12 protein-coding genes are annotated in these 13,488 nt (G+C 61.4%); 4 read left to right on the top strand and 8 right to left on the bottom strand.

What is annotated here, in order from left to right; translation table 11 throughout:
- Positions 1–146: 146 nt before the first annotated feature.
- The 5 genes from E5K02_RS18465 to E5K02_RS18485 all read right to left on the bottom strand — a co-directional run bounded on the left by E5K02_RS18465 (position 147) and on the right by E5K02_RS18485 (position 5,208).
- On the bottom strand, positions 147–566 hold the full coding sequence (locus tag E5K02_RS18465) for a hypothetical protein (RefSeq protein ID WP_135396714.1): 420 nt from the start codon (positions 564–566) through the stop codon (positions 147–149).
- A 394-nt stretch (positions 567–960) separates the two neighbouring features.
- Positions 961–3,162 (bottom strand): glycoside hydrolase family 97 protein, encoded by a 2,202-nt coding sequence (locus E5K02_RS18470; RefSeq protein WP_135396715.1) that lies wholly within the window; start codon positions 3,160–3,162, stop codon positions 961–963.
- A 198-nt stretch (positions 3,163–3,360) separates the two neighbouring features.
- Complete coding sequence (locus tag E5K02_RS18475; protein WP_206025988.1) at positions 3,361–3,672, bottom strand: antibiotic biosynthesis monooxygenase family protein; 312 nt, start codon at positions 3,670–3,672, stop codon at positions 3,361–3,363.
- A 24-nt stretch (positions 3,673–3,696) separates the two neighbouring features.
- On the bottom strand, positions 3,697–4,653 hold the full coding sequence (locus tag E5K02_RS18480) for an MBL fold metallo-hydrolase (RefSeq protein ID WP_135396716.1): 957 nt from the start codon (positions 4,651–4,653) through the stop codon (positions 3,697–3,699).
- Between the two features lie 129 nt (positions 4,654–4,782).
- On the bottom strand, positions 4,783–5,208 hold the full coding sequence (locus E5K02_RS18485) for a GNAT family N-acetyltransferase (protein WP_135396717.1): 426 nt from the start codon (positions 5,206–5,208) through the stop codon (positions 4,783–4,785).
- A 176-nt stretch (positions 5,209–5,384) separates the two neighbouring features.
- Here E5K02_RS18485 and E5K02_RS18490 point away from each other — a divergent pair, with 176 nt between their 5' ends.
- From E5K02_RS18490 to E5K02_RS18500, 3 genes are all read left to right on the top strand, one after another.
- Positions 5,385–6,995 (top strand): glycerol-3-phosphate dehydrogenase/oxidase, encoded by a 1,611-nt coding sequence (locus tag E5K02_RS18490; protein WP_135396718.1) that lies wholly within the window; start codon positions 5,385–5,387, stop codon positions 6,993–6,995.
- A gap of 67 nt (positions 6,996–7,062) precedes the next feature.
- Positions 7,063–8,571 carry a glycerol kinase GlpK gene (gene glpK, locus E5K02_RS18495; protein ID WP_135396719.1) on the top strand — a complete coding sequence of 503 codons (1,509 nt, stop codon included), beginning with the start codon at positions 7,063–7,065 and terminating at the stop codon, positions 8,569–8,571.
- A 24-nt stretch (positions 8,572–8,595) separates the two neighbouring features.
- Positions 8,596–9,324 (top strand): MIP/aquaporin family protein, encoded by a 729-nt coding sequence (locus E5K02_RS18500; RefSeq protein ID WP_135396720.1) that lies wholly within the window; start codon positions 8,596–8,598, stop codon positions 9,322–9,324.
- Between the two features lie 5 nt (positions 9,325–9,329).
- Here E5K02_RS18500 and E5K02_RS18505 read toward each other — a convergent pair whose 3' ends face one another.
- Positions 9,330–9,968, bottom strand: coding sequence for a hypothetical protein (locus tag E5K02_RS18505; protein ID WP_135396721.1), 639 nt, complete (start codon positions 9,966–9,968; stop codon positions 9,330–9,332).
- A gap of 95 nt (positions 9,969–10,063) precedes the next feature.
- Here E5K02_RS18505 and E5K02_RS18510 point away from each other — a divergent pair, with 95 nt between their 5' ends.
- Positions 10,064–10,948 (top strand): hypothetical protein, encoded by an 885-nt coding sequence (locus E5K02_RS18510; RefSeq protein WP_135396722.1) that lies wholly within the window; start codon positions 10,064–10,066, stop codon positions 10,946–10,948.
- On the opposite strand, the gene E5K02_RS18515 is transcribed toward E5K02_RS18510, so the two are convergent.
- Both E5K02_RS18515 and E5K02_RS18520 read right to left on the bottom strand, forming a co-directional pair.
- Complete coding sequence (locus E5K02_RS18515) at positions 10,945–11,817, bottom strand: ChaN family lipoprotein (protein WP_135396723.1); 873 nt, start codon at positions 11,815–11,817, stop codon at positions 10,945–10,947. The two genes, E5K02_RS18510 and E5K02_RS18515, sit on opposite strands and share 4 nt — an antisense overlap.
- 304 nt (positions 11,818–12,121) lie before the next feature.
- A complete protein-coding gene (locus E5K02_RS18520; protein ID WP_135396724.1) occupies positions 12,122–13,483 on the bottom strand; it encodes an ABC transporter permease in 1,362 nt (453 codons plus the stop codon).
- Positions 13,484–13,488 lie beyond the last annotated feature (5 nt).

Below are 13,488 nucleotides of genomic sequence, written 5' to 3' on the forward strand. Positions count from 1 at the left end.
ACGGAAGCCCGCCACAAATGACGAAACAGAAGAGAGCCCACAGCTTGGTTATCCTCACGGAAGTAGAAGAGACCCCAATCTAGAGACAGTGAAGCCTTCTCGCTTGAGGGTAGTTTAGGAAATCGGTGCTTATGCTGAAACGAGCCTCAATCTGACCTTTTCTTGATTAGCATGAATAGGCAGTACCCTGCGAAGCCCAGAAACATTACCAGCAGCCCATATAAGGAGTTAGATTGGGACTGGTCGTTGTAATCCGGGGGCAGGAACAAGTCCGGATACTCTGGCAGGTGCAGCAAGTCGATGGTAGGTGCACCCTTCACCCGTTGGCGCAAGGCGTGTGAGACGCGCACTGAGTGGCTGCGCCCGGCATAGCGAAAATCTAGGTAGGATTGCGCGCGATTGCCGAGGCGTACCGTTGACCCATGAATCACCTCAACTGGCACCACACGTCCTTGCTCTACTACGCGCGTGATGCGCCAGCTTTCGGGCAACTGCAGCAAAAATATTAAGGCTAATCCCCCATTGAGCAGCAACAGTAGTCCGTATTGGTTGAGCAGTCGGTGCATGAAAAGCGAGTAAGAGCATCTTGTCCGAACAACGCTGGCATAATAATGTCATGCAATATTAAGCCATAGGCATTGGCTAGTGCTGCGGCTTTTCGTTCATGCAAACGGTGGTTTACGTGAACATAAACGGTATGCCGCTCAACGTGGCATAGCTTCTGTTTTCTGAGAAACCACCAGCAATACTGAGAAAAGCATTCCGGCTTATAGCCCGAACGCTTTAGAAAATTTTGGTAAGAATAACGCCATGTGGTTAGGGCTTTTTGGCTTAAGTAAGGCTGTTATGCTGAGCCGCGCGAAACACTTTTATTGCGGTGGTACTTCAAGGCCATTCCAACAAAAGGATAGAGATGCTTCGCGGGGCCCAGCATGACAATCTTAGCAGGTTCAGGAGGTCCTACTTCCCCACCGGCTTGATGCTCACCGCTGCTCCGCCGCCGGGGGCCAGCTGCAACTGTAGGGTGCTGGTGCTGGTCACGGGCTGCTTGCGGATCTGGTAGGCCTGCGGGTTCTTGTCCCAGCTGGCGCCGCTGCCGTCGGCGTAGATGGTGGCCTCGTACGGCTGGCCGGGCGTGAGGAAGTCAAGCTTGACGGTTTGTGGCCGGGCGTTTTCGTCGGTAATGGAGCCCACATACCACTCGTCTTTGCCCTTGGCTTTGCGGGCCGTGGTGATAAACTCGCCGGGCTCGGCCAGCAGGATGCGGGTATCGTCCCAGTCGACGGGCACGTCCTTGATGAATTGGAAGGCGTCGGGGTGCTTTTCGTAGGCTTCGGGCAGGTCGGCGGCCATTTGCAGGGGCGAGTACATCGTCACGTACAGAGCCAGCTGCTTGGCCAGGGTGGTGTGCACCTGCTTGCCCTTATTGCGCTCCGGGTTCCAGCTTTCGAGCTGAATTTGGAAGATGCCGGGGGTGTAGTCCATCGGGCCACCGATAAGGCGGGTGAAGGGCAGGATGGTTTCGTGCTCGGGCGGGTTGCCGCTGCTCCAGGCGTTGAACTCGTTGCCGCGGGCCGCCTCCGAGGCCAGCCAGTTGGGATAGGTGCGGTGCAACCCCGTAGGGCGCACCGACTCGTGCATGTCGACCATGATCTGCTGGCGGGCCATGTGGTCGGCGGTGCGGTTGTAGTGGTTCACCATCCACTGCCCGTCGTGGTGCTCCCCGCGCGGGATGATGCGGCCCACGTAGCCGGTTTTCACCGCGTCGTAGCCGTGGTCTTTCATGAAGCGCAGGGCCTCATCCTGCCGCCGCTCGTAGTTGGTAACCGAGGAGCTGGTTTCGTGGTGCATAATGAGCTTGACGCCCTTGCTCTGGGCGTACTGCTGCAGCTCGGTCACGTTGAAGTCGGGGTAGGGCGTCACGAAGTCGAATACCTCTTCTTTCCAGTTGCCGGCCCAGTCTTCCCAGCCCACATTCCAGCCTTCCACGAGCACGCTCTGCAGCCCATGTTTAGCGGCAAAGTCGATGTAGCGCTTCACGTTGGCGGTATTGGCCCCGTGCCGGCCGTTGGGCTTGAGCTTGGTCCAGTCGGTACCGGCCAGCTTGATGTTGCTCGTGTCGGCGTAGTTCCAGCTGGCTTTGTTGACGTGCATTTCCCACCACACCCCCACGAATTTCTGGGGCTTGATCCAGGCGGTATTCGTCAGCTGGGTCGGCTCGTTCAGGTTCAAAATCAACTTGGAAGCCAGCACCTCCGGGGCCTTGTTGCTGACGATAATCGTGCGCCAGGGCGTGTGCTCGGGAGCCTGCAAATACGCTTTGGCCCCGGTGCCGGTGGCGTCGGGCACGAGCTGGCTGCGCAGGCCGAAGCCCTTGGTATCCACGTTGAGCATCATGGCCGGGTAGTTGACCAAAGCCGCCTCGTGGATGTTGATGTACAGCCCGTCGTCCGACTTAAGCATCAGCGGCGTCTGCACCGTGTGGGGCTCGGCCTTCTGCTGAATCACCTCGATGGGCGCCGTATCGACCTCGCTCAGGCGGGAGGTGGTGTAGGTGTACTCGTTGGAGTCGTAGTCGCCCGGAATCCAGAAGGCCTTGTGGTTGGCGGGCAGGTTAAATTCGGTGACTTCGTCCTGGACGGTGAAATAGGTCAGGCCGGGCTGGGCCGGGAATTCGTAGCGGAAGCCCACGCCGTCGTCGTAGAGGCGGAAGCGCACGACGAGTTGCCGTTCCTTTTGGTCGTCCTTAGCGGCCTGGGTGAGCGTGACGGCCAGCTCCTTGTAGCGGTTGCGGACGCTTTTCACCTCGCCCCACACCGGGCTCCAGGTGTCGTCGTGCTGGCTGGAGTCGACGCGGGCAACGGTAAAGCCCTTGTCCAGGCCGGGCTGGTTTTGCAGGACTAACCCCAGGCGGCTGGGTTGCACCACGGGCTTATTGCCGAAAAACAGCTGGTAGGCCGGCACTCCGTCGGCCCCTAGCCCGAAACGCAGCGTAAGCTTGCCGCCGGGTGAGTGCAGCGAGTTGGTGGGGCCTTCGAGCTGGGCCGGCGCCGAGGCTGAGCCTGAGGGAGACGAGCAGGCCGCCAGCCCGAGCAAAGTACCGGCGCAGAGCCAGGTCGTGATTCGGAGCAGTTGCCCCGGCTTGGTAAGTTGTTTCCGCATCTGGCGCAGAGAGTGAAGAGTAATAACTCGGTTGGATACCCTGGCAGCCTACCGTCATCGGCGGGCAACGCAGCTGAATAATCTCCGCAAGTTATAGCTTCCCCGGCAGCCACCGACCAGTTCCTGCATTTTACCGCCCGGGCCCGGCCGCACACTTATCTATTTGCCTTGTGGCCGGTGGAAAATGTTGCGCTGGGCTCAGTATTCAAACGTCTCGCAGTGCAGCACGTCGGGCTCAAAACTGAGCAGGTAGTTCGCGTCGTCGGGGTAATAGCGAGCCTTGGTGTAGTCGTCCCCGGCAAACTGCCGGATACTGGCGTAGCTTTCCCAGCGGGTAACGGTCCAGAAATGGCAGATGTCGCCTTCTACCCGGCGCAGGACCTGCACGCCCAGGTTACCGGGCGTGCGCTTGTAATCGGCCAGGCCCGACTGCTGCAAGTATTCCAGGTAGGCTTCGGCGTGGTGGGCGGCAGTAGTGCCGTGCCAGATGCGGGTGATGATGGTGCTCATGCTCCGAGAAGATTACAGGTTTGGCTAAAAGGTAAGCAGCTGCCCTTGCTCCGGAAAAATAAGCCGTAGCTGCAAGTGGTTGGCCTCCCGCAGTTGCCGCCGGATTACCTCCTCATGGCCGGGAGAGGGTTTCAGGTGCGTGACGACCACCGGCAGATTGCGCAGGGCTTCCTTGCCGGCCAATGAACCCAAAGCAGCCATTTCCTCCAGCAGCAAAGCAGGCGTCAGGTGGCCAAACAGCTGGGACACGGGCTGGGAATCAGGATACGACGCCTCGATGAAAACAGCCCGCAGCTGCCCGGCCCGCAGCAAGGGCGCCACCGTTTGCCACAGCTCGCGCAGGTGGATGGTTTGCTCCACTCGGTCGGCCCCGGTGTCGCCGAGGTACAGCAGGTAGCTGTTGTTGGTGCGGAGCAAAAACGCGGCACTCTGGTAAGGCTTACCGTGGCTCAGGGCAAAGGCCCTCACGCTCAGGCCGGTGTTTTCGACGGCCACCTCCTGCCGGAGTGGCAGCTCCCGTAGCTGATACTTACGCAGGGCCGGCGCCGGGCCGCCACTGCCGAAATTTGGCCACGCCCGCCAGTTGAAATAATCGTTTTGGACAGTATTCAGGCAACCGGCCAGGCCGTAGATACTTTTGGGCGCGTCGTCGGGGGCATTCAGCAGCAGGCCCGCAACGTGGTCGAGGTGAGCATGGGAAAGCAGATAGGCTTTGATGTTGGTCCGGATGGCCTCTCCGGCCGGCGCGGGCAGATGCCGGTTGGCTACGGCCTTTTCCACCCCAGTATACAGGCTGCCCGCATCCAGACAAGCATAGGCCGCCGAGCCGGCCGGTGCCACCAGGTAAGCCGACAAGTTACTTTCCACCAGGCCGCCTTTTACGCCCAGGGGAATAACGGTAAAAGCGGCCGGGGCCTGAGCGAGAACGGGGTTCAGGCAGCTTAGACCAAGGAAAAGCCAGAGGAGAAGCAGCTTGGGCATGAGGGGGCGGACAGTGAGCAATGAGTACAGGTAGAACTTAATTGTGCAAGAATATGCAGGTGGCAAATTCCGTGGCTCCTCAACCGGGCTACTCACTAGCCGGGCAGCTGATACGCAGCCCCGAAGCGGCTACTCTCCGGCGGTCCGCTCAAACCGTACTTCCCCGCTTTTGGTCCGGCCGGTTTCCCGCCAACCCCGGCGGCGGTAGAATTCCTCGGCGCGGGTGCCGGGACCTGTACTAAGCCAGATGGGGTGCGTGGTTTGCTGAAAATACCAGGTCAGGAGCTGGTCGTGCAGGGTTTTGCCGATACCCTGGCCTTCGTAGTCGGGGTCGAGAAACAGGGCCCAGACGCTGTGGTCCTGCACGTCGGCAATGGCGAAACCGACGATGCGGCCCGCTTCTTCGGCCACCCAGCCCCGGCCGCGGCGGGTGAGGTAGTCGACGTAGGCCTCGGCCGGCACCCGGGCAGGGTCTGAGAGGCGGTTTTCCCGCACAGCCAGGCGCACCTGCATAAGCTGCGGAATATCGGAGAGCTGTGCTTCGCGGATGAGCATGGTAGCGGGCTTAAGCCAGGAAGGTAGCTAAATACCGGATTTCAGCTCTGGAAACGTCGAAACCGCCGCCCAAACAGCAAGAATATGGGAACCCGCCGGGCAGCGACTACGCTACAACCGAAAACATTGCGGCCGGTGGGCAAACGTATTTGGGCCGCTGCCAGTAAGCAGAACCTATGAGCCCAAATCCACTCGAACACCCGTTCCGCCGCGAAACGCTACTGCAGCAGCTTACCCGCCAGCCCGTCTGGGACCTGGTGGTTATCGGCGGCGGGGCCACCGGGCTGGGCGTGGCCCTCGACGGCCTGAGCCGGGGCTACAAAACCTTGCTGCTCGAGCAGATTGACTACGCCAAAGGCACCAGCAGCCGCAGCACCAAGCTCGTGCACGGCGGGGTGCGCTACCTGGCCCAGGGCGACGTGGCCCTGGTGCGCGAGGCCCTGTACGAGCGGGGACTATTGCTCCAAAACGCCCCTCATCTGGTTAAAAACCAGGATTTCATTATCCCCAATTATGACTGGTGGGGCGGGCCCTTCTACACCATCGGCCTGAAGCTCTACGACCTGCTGGCCGGCAAGCTGAGCCTGGGCTCCTCCGAGCATCTGAGCAAAGAAGAAACCCTGCAGCGGCTGGGCAACCTTCGCCGGGAAGGCCTTAACGGCGGGGTGCTCTACCACGACGGACAGTTCGACGATGCCCGCTTGGCCGTGAACCTGGCCCAGACGGCCGTAGAGCTGGGCGGTACGCTGCTCAACCACATGGCAGTAGTCGGCCTGCTCAAGGATGCCCACGGCCAGCTGGCGGGAGTGCGGGTCCTCGACCGGGAAACGGGCCAAGCGTACGAGGTGCAGGCCCGGGCCGTGGTAAATGCCACCGGTATTTTCGTGGACGATATTCTGCAGCTCGATATGCCCGGTACCCGCAAGCTGGTGCGGCCCAGCCAAGGTGTGCATCTGGTGCTGGACAAGTCGTTTCTGCCCGGCACCGACGCCCTGATGATTCCCAAAACCGAGGACGGGCGGGTGCTGTTTGCCGTGCCCTGGCACGGGCGCCTCGTGGTGGGCACCACCGATACGCCCCTGGCCCAAAACAGCCTGGAACCGCAGGCGCTGGAGGAGGAAGTAAGCTTTATTCTGCGCACGGCCAGCCAGTACTTGGTTCGGGCTCCGCAGCGCCGCGACGTGCTCAGCATCTTTGCCGGCTTACGCCCTCTGGCCGCCCCGACCAATGGCTCCGACAAGACCAAAGAAATTTCGCGCAGTCATAAAATCCTGGTGTCGGCGGCTGGTCTGGTTACCATTACGGGGGGCAAATGGACCACGTACCGCCGCATGGGCCAAGACACGGTCGACAAGGTAATTGCCTTGGGCAAGCTGCCTGCCGCCCCGAGCCAGACGGCCAACTTGCCTATTCACGGCGCCCAGCCCACCACCGATTTCAGTAGCCACCTGGCCGTATATGGCTCCGACCAGACCGCCTTGCGCCACCTGATGGCCGAGCAGCCCGAGCTAGCCGAAAAGCTGGACCCCGCGCTGGAGTTTGTCGGGGCCGAAGTCGTGTGGGCGGCCCGCTACGAAATGGCCCGTACCGTGGAGGATGTGCTGGCCCGCCGGGTGCGGGCCCTGTTTCTCGATGCCCGGGCCGCCCGGCGTATGGCGCCGGCCGTAGCGGCCCTGCTGGCCCGGGAGTTGGGCAAGGATGCCCAGTGGCAGCAGCAGCAGGTCGCCGAATTTCAGCAGCTTGCCCAGCATTACGTGCTAAGCAGCCCGCCGCCGAAGCCTGATTGACGCAATTCCGCTTTTAATAGCCCCCTAGGGACTGATTCTACCCTTTGCTACCTTATGATGCTGCCCTATGCCTATACCCCAGTACATTCTCGCGCTTGACCAGGGCACGACCAGCTCCCGGGCCATCCTGTTCGACCGCAAAGGCCATATCGTGGCCCAGGCCCAGAAGGAGTTCACCCAGATTTTTCCCAAGCCCGGCTGGGTTGAGCACGACCCGCTGGAAATCTGGTCGACCCAGGCCGGGGTAGCGGCCGAGGCCACGGTGAAGGCCGGCAAGAACGGCAAAAGCATTGCCGCTCTGGGCATCACCAACCAGCGCGAAACGGTAGTGGTCTGGAACCGCAAGACGGGCAAGCCCATCTACAACGCCATTGTGTGGCAGGACCGCCGCACGGCCGAGTACTGCGACCAGCTGCGGGCCGAAGGCCACGAAGAGCTGATTCGTCAGAAAACCGGCCTGGTGCTCGACGCCTACTTCTCGGCCAGCAAGGTGCGCTGGATTCTGGACAACGTGCGCGGGGCCCGCAAAAAGGCCGAGGCCGGCCAGCTTGCCCTGGGCACCATCGACAGCTGGTTGATCTGGAATTTCACCCAGGGCGAGCTGCACGTGACGGACGTGACCAACGCCTCGCGCACCATGCTGCTCAACATTCACTCCCTGCAGTGGGATGAAGAGCTGCTGCGGCTATTCGACATCCCGGCGAGCATGCTGCCGCAGGTACGCGAGTCGAGCGAGGTGTATGGCGAAACCAAAACCACCGTCTTTGCCTCCAAAATTCCCATTGCGGGCATAGCCGGCGACCAGCAGGCTGCCTTGTTTGGGCAGCTCTGCACCCGGCCGGGCATGGTAAAGAACACCTACGGCACGGGCTGCTTTATGCTGATGACTATTGGCCCTGAAGCCAAAGTGTCGCGGAATAACCTGCTGACCACCGTGGCCTGGCAGCTCAACGGACAGGTGCAGTACGCGCTGGAGGGCAGCATTTTTATGGCCGGGGCCGTGGTGCAGTGGCTGCGCGACAACCTGGGCATTATCAACACCTCGGCGGAAGTCGAGAAGCTGGCCAAGCAGGTGCGTGATACCGGGGGCGTGTACTTCGTGCCGGCTTTTGCCGGCCTGGGCGCCCCTTACTGGGACCCGTATGCCCGGGGAACCATCTTCGGCATGAGCCGCGCGACAACGGCCGCCCACATTGCCCGGGCCGCCATCGAGTCCATCGCCTTTCAAACCATGGACGTGCTCAAAGCCATGGAAGCCGACGCGGGCCTGACCATTGCCGAGTTGCGCGTCGACGGCGGGGCTTCGGCCAATCAGCTGCTAATGCAGTTTCAGGCCGATGTGCTCCATACCCAAGTAGTCCGGCCCCGCATCACCGAAACCACGGCGCTGGGGGCGGCCTATCTAGCCGGCTTGGCCGTGGGCTACTGGCAAAGTGTGGACGAGCTGGAGCACTTAGGGCAGGCAGACACTACCTTTAGCCCGAAAGCCAAACCAGCCAGCATTGCCGTACATACCGCCAACTGGCAGCGGGCCGTGCGGGCTTTGCAAGCCTGGTCCGAAGCACCCACCCAATAAGTTTTCCCAATTCACCTTCCGTACATGACCCCATTCGCCGCCGAGCTAGTTGGCACGGCCCTCCTGCTGACGCTAGGCAATGGCGTCGTGGCCAACGTCGTACTCCAGGATACCAAGGGCCACGGCAGCGGCTGGCTGGTCATTACTACGGCCTGGGCCTTATCGGTGTACGTGGGCGTGGTGGTGGCCGGCCCGGTGAGCGGGGCCCACCTCAACCCGGCCGTGACGCTGGGCCTGGCCGTAGCCGGAAAATTTGCCTGGGCTCTGGTACCTCACTACGTGTTGGCGCAGTTTCTGGGCGCTCTTCTGGGTTCAACGCTGGTGTGGCTGCTCTACCAGGACCATTTCGACCGGACCCCAGAGCCCCTGCTGAAGCTGGCCGTTTTCTGCACCGGTCCGGCCATTCGCAACCACGCGTCCAACCTGTTCAACGAGCTAATCGGTACGGCCGTGCTGGTGTTTACCGTGCTCTACATTACCGGGGCCGAAATAACGGCTACCCACGCCGCTGTTGGCCTGGGCTCAGTAGGCGCCCTACCGGTGGCCTTGCTGGTGTGGGTTATCGGGCTGGGCCTGGGCGGCACCACCGGCTACGGCATCAACCCGGCCCGCGACCTGGCTCCGCGCCTGGCCCATGCCCTGCTGCCGGTACGCGGCAAAGGCTCCAGCCAGTGGAGCTACGCCTGGATTCCGGTCGTGGGGCCCTTGCTGGGCGGCGTGGCGGCAGCGGGGTTGTACCTCTGGCTGGGCTAGCAAGCCTAGTCGAAGTCGTAGGGGTAGTTAATCCCATCCAGGTCCCGGCGCAAGGCCTCCCAGTCGGCCACGTTTGTAACTAAAGCCTGCACCATGGGCTTGGTCAGCGTTTCACCGTAGTAGAGCTGGGTTACGGTGCCCAGCAGCAGGCCATCCTTGGGAAACCGCTCCTCCTCGAAATAGTCCTGGGCCCAATCGATATAGGTACGGGGGTGACCGTCGAGAATGGGCAGCAGATCCTCGGAACCATCCTCGGCGGGCGTGCCGGGGCCTACTTGCCAGGGCGAATTGTCCACCGTCCAGAGGCAGAAGGTGGTGCCGATAGAGTTGACCGGTTCGCCGAAGATGAATTCGTGAAACGGCTCGGGCAAAGCCTCGCGCAACGGGCCTTTGTCGGCCTCCGGCAAGCCGTCGGCGTAGCCATTGATGACAGCGCCTTCGGGCGTAAACAAAATCAGCATCTGGTCCCCCTCGCCGTCGTTCATCTCGAACATCTCCTCCCCTTCGCCCCAGCTGGCGTCGTAGGTGTGGTAGCGGTATTCTTCCTCGGGCGAAATAATAGCGTCGAGCACCGCCAGGGCTTTGCAGACGCGCTGCAGCTCAATTTCGGCGGGTAGGGCGGCAAGGTTTTGCGTGGAAATCATGCGGGCAAAGGTAAACGTTGAATTCAGGGGTGTGTTGCGCATACGCAAAAACGGCGGCCAGGCCTCTATCTTGGCCTCTCATTCCCCGCTCCCTGATGCAAATCTACTCCTATTGGGCCCGCACGACCCTCGCTATTGGCAATGAAACCCAGGGTCCTTTTTTGCTAACGGCCTATACGGGCAGCGACGAGAGCCTGGCGGCGGCCCAGGCCGCGGGCCAGCAAGTGCTGCAACGCCGCTACGCCCGCCTGCTGGCGGCCGAGCCCCTGGGCGGCGACTATCCCGCCGGCCCTGCTCCCCTGCGCGAAAAAGTGGAGCAACGCCTGCTTACCCCTAACGGCGAGCTACTAGCCGCCCTGACCCGCAACCGCTACGGCAGCGTGGTGCTGAATACTCCCCGGGTCATGCTCCTGGACGTAGACGATGCTGATCTGCGGCGGCCGCTGCCTTCCACGGAGCCGTTTTCCCTGGTGGAGTTCTTCCGCAAGCTATTTGCTCCTGCGGGCCCGCCGGCCCTTGCCCTGGTACCGCAGGAGCAGATTCAACTGCGGCTGGCGGCCTGGCTCCAGTTACACCCCGAGTGGAACTTTCGCCTCTACCGAACCCGCCTGGGCTTTCGGCTGCTGGTCACCCACCGGCTTATTGATCCGGCCAGCCCGGAAGCGCAGGAAGTTTTCACGGCCTTGCGCGTCGACACAACCTACGTGGGCCTCTGCCGGGCTCAGGACTGCTACCGGGCGCGGCTCACGCCCAAGCCCTGGCGTATTGGCTTTCAGCGCCCCCCGCACCCCTTTCCCTACGACACTGCCGAGCAGCTTGCTGCCCAGCAGCAGTGGGAAAAACAGTACGCGGTACTCAGCCAGCCTTTTTCGGTGTGCCACTGGGTCGGTGAATACGGCAGCGGGCAGGTGGCTGCCGAGGCCCGGCAAGTAGCCGAGCTACACGACGCCGCCTGCCTGGGCCGCTCCGAGCTGGCCTAATAGGTCTTGGTCATATCCTGCGGAATGGTCAGCACAAAATCGGCCTTCTGCTCGTTTTCCTGGTCCAGCTTTCCCAGCTGCTCCTGACTTACGGTGCTGATGGTCCGCACTTTGAGCGTGGGATTCACCTGGCGCAGATAGGCCAGAATTCCGTCGTGGTTGTCGGAGTGGTAGCTGCCGTTGATATGCAGCAGCAGGTGGCCGGCGGGACGAGCCTGGTTCAGAAAATGGGCCATGGTGGCATCCTTGAGGGCCTGGGCCTGAATAATATTCTGCACCCCGGCGGCGTGGGCCGCGTCGCCCCCAAACATCTTGGCCATGTTTTTATAGCCGGGCAACTCGTAGTCAACCGTCACGGGCAAAGGAGCCAGCCAGGCCTTTTCCGTGGTCGGCAAGGCCTCTAGCACGCTCAGACTGCCCTTGGCTACCTGCGAGGCGTAGCGCCGGGGCACGTTGGTACCCACCACCCGAAACTTCTGCTCTTTGGCCAGCATCAGCATGGGCTTGTAATCGGTGCCGTAATTAGGCCAGGGGCGGCTTTGCTCCTCAAACGCCTTGTCGGTCAGTTCGCCCGTGGCGTAGGCATCTACCAGGGGCTGCACGTCGCGCTCAAACATTTCCAGGCCCAGCACCAGTTGCCCCTGCCGCAGGCGCAGCAGGTCCTTGGTGAGTTGCAGCTCCAGCCAGTGTGCAATGGGGTCGTTGTGCTGCTCGCCGAAAAACACCACGTCGGCCGTGGCTAGCTCCCGGAGCATTTTATCGTAGCTGCTGACTTTCCCCGAGCCGGCAAACAGGCGGTAGGCGGGCTTATCGTCGGCGCGAAAGCTGAGCAGCGCAAGTAGCAGCGGAAGAAACTTTAATCTGGTCATAGAAAGCAAACAAAGCAGAAGACGAAGCTATTCGTTTCCAAAAGTAAAAAGCCCATTGTCGTTGCCGGGGAAGGATGGGCTACCAGCCCGAAGTTCGGCCTCACGGCCTTTCATCCTGTGCGCCAGTTGCGCCACGCCTTATCAGAACCGCTTTTGCAGTGAAGGCCCACAGGTTGCGTTACACAAAAAGCCCCTTACTACACAAAGTAGCAAAGGGCTTTTCGGGGAAAGAGCGGGACGACGGGCGCGGCGGCCGGATGGGCTCGGCTCGCGCTTCGCAGTGAAATTCTTGGCTTGTAGGAGCCTAGCCTTTGTAGAACATCCAGCGCGACAGTTCGCCGTAGGTTACTTTCTTGCCGTACATCAGGATGCCGACGCGGTAGATACGGCCCGCAATCCAGGTGGCCAGAATAAAGCCCCCAATCAGAAAGACCCCGGATAGCAGCAGCTGCCAGAGCGGCACTCCAAAAGGCAGGCGCATCACCATGGCAATGGGGGAAGTAAGCGGAATCATGGACAGCCAGAACGCCAGCGGGCCATTGGGGTCCCCGTTGATAACCACCGTGATGCTGGCTATATAACTCAGGATAAGCGGAATCGTGACCGGAAACATGAACTGCTGGGCATCGGTCTGGTCGTCGACGGCCGCGCCGATGGCGGCAAACAGGGACGAGTAGAGCAGGTAGCCGCCCAGGAAAAAGAACAGGAAGCCCCCCAGAATGCTGCCGATAGGCAGGCCCTCGAGCACGCCCCACAGACTGGGCGGCGTGCTGGGCTGGTCGGCCGGCGCCGCGGGTGCCGTATCGGCGGCCGCGGCGGAAGCCGGGGCGGCGGGCTGGGTTTTCACCGTGGCCGTGGTAGCAACCGGGGCTTTGTCGTTCTTCAGCAGCAACGGGCCCACCAGGGTGGTCACGGCGTAGGAAAGCGTCAGCCAGATGGCAAACTGGGTGAGCACCACCCCGCCAATGCCCAGAATCTTGCCCATCATCAACTCGAAAGGTTTCACCGACGACACCATGACTTCCATGATACGGTTCGACTTTTCTTCGGCCACGCCGCGCATTACCTGCACGCCGTAAATGAAGATGAACATATACACCAGAATCGACAGAGCGTAGGCGGTAGCCGTCGTCAGGCCCGCGTTGTTTTCCCGCCCACCCTGCTGCGACAGGTCCACGGCTTTCAGGTTCACATCGGCCTTGAGGTTGTCGATGGTGGTTTGGTTGAGGCCCGAGCGGGTCAGCTTGAGCTCTCCTACCGCCTTATTAACGGCCTTGCGAATGTTAACCTGACGCTTCAGGCTCATGTTGCCATTGGCCAGCAGCTGCACGCCCTCGGTCGTATCGAGGGAGAAGTCTTTCGAGAAAACCAGCAGAGCGGCCTGTTTGGGCTTTGATTTTTTGAAGGCCGCCGTGGCCGCCGCAGACGAAGATCCGGTTGCGGGTACGAAACGCGTATCGTCGGTGCTGGTTAGGCGCGCCATCAGGCCCAGGCCACTCTCGTCGTAGACGGCCACCTCGTCGGCCGAGCCCGGGGCGTTGAGCTTGGCAATAATAAGCGAGGTAGCGGCCAGCAGCAGCGGGGCCAGCAGCGAAACGATCAGAAAGCTTTTTTTGCGGACCCGCGTGTTATACTCCCGCTGAATAATAAGCCAGATTTTTTCCATGATAG

Origin of the sequence: Hymenobacter metallicola, from assembly GCF_004745645.1 — a bacterium.
Taxonomy (GTDB): Bacteria; Bacteroidota; Bacteroidia; order Cytophagales; family Hymenobacteraceae; genus Hymenobacter; species Hymenobacter metallicola.

Coding starts and splice junctions, on each gene's coding strand:
- E5K02_RS18465 (WP_135396714.1), bottom strand. CDS start 566: ATGCACCGACTGCTCAACCAATACGGACTACTGTTGCTGCTCAATGGG.
- E5K02_RS18470 (WP_135396715.1), bottom strand. CDS start 3,162: ATGCGGAAACAACTTACCAAGCCGGGGCAACTGCTCCGAATCACGACC.
- E5K02_RS18475 (WP_206025988.1), bottom strand. CDS start 3,672: ATGAGCACCATCATCACCCGCATCTGGCACGGCACTACTGCCGCCCAC.
- E5K02_RS18480 (WP_135396716.1), bottom strand. CDS start 4,653: ATGCCCAAGCTGCTTCTCCTCTGGCTTTTCCTTGGTCTAAGCTGCCTG.
- E5K02_RS18485 (WP_135396717.1), bottom strand. CDS start 5,208: ATGCTCATCCGCGAAGCACAGCTCTCCGATATTCCGCAGCTTATGCAG.
- E5K02_RS18490 (WP_135396718.1), top strand. CDS start 5,385: ATGAGCCCAAATCCACTCGAACACCCGTTCCGCCGCGAAACGCTACTG.
- glpK (WP_135396719.1), top strand. CDS start 7,063: ATGCCTATACCCCAGTACATTCTCGCGCTTGACCAGGGCACGACCAGC.
- E5K02_RS18500 (WP_135396720.1), top strand. CDS start 8,596: ATGACCCCATTCGCCGCCGAGCTAGTTGGCACGGCCCTCCTGCTGACG.
- E5K02_RS18505 (WP_135396721.1), bottom strand. CDS start 9,968: ATGATTTCCACGCAAAACCTTGCCGCCCTACCCGCCGAAATTGAGCTG.
- E5K02_RS18510 (WP_135396722.1), top strand. CDS start 10,064: ATGCAAATCTACTCCTATTGGGCCCGCACGACCCTCGCTATTGGCAAT.
- E5K02_RS18515 (WP_135396723.1), bottom strand. CDS start 11,817: ATGACCAGATTAAAGTTTCTTCCGCTGCTACTTGCGCTGCTCAGCTTT.
- E5K02_RS18520 (WP_135396724.1), bottom strand. CDS start 13,483: ATGGAAAAAATCTGGCTTATTATTCAGCGGGAGTATAACACGCGGGTC.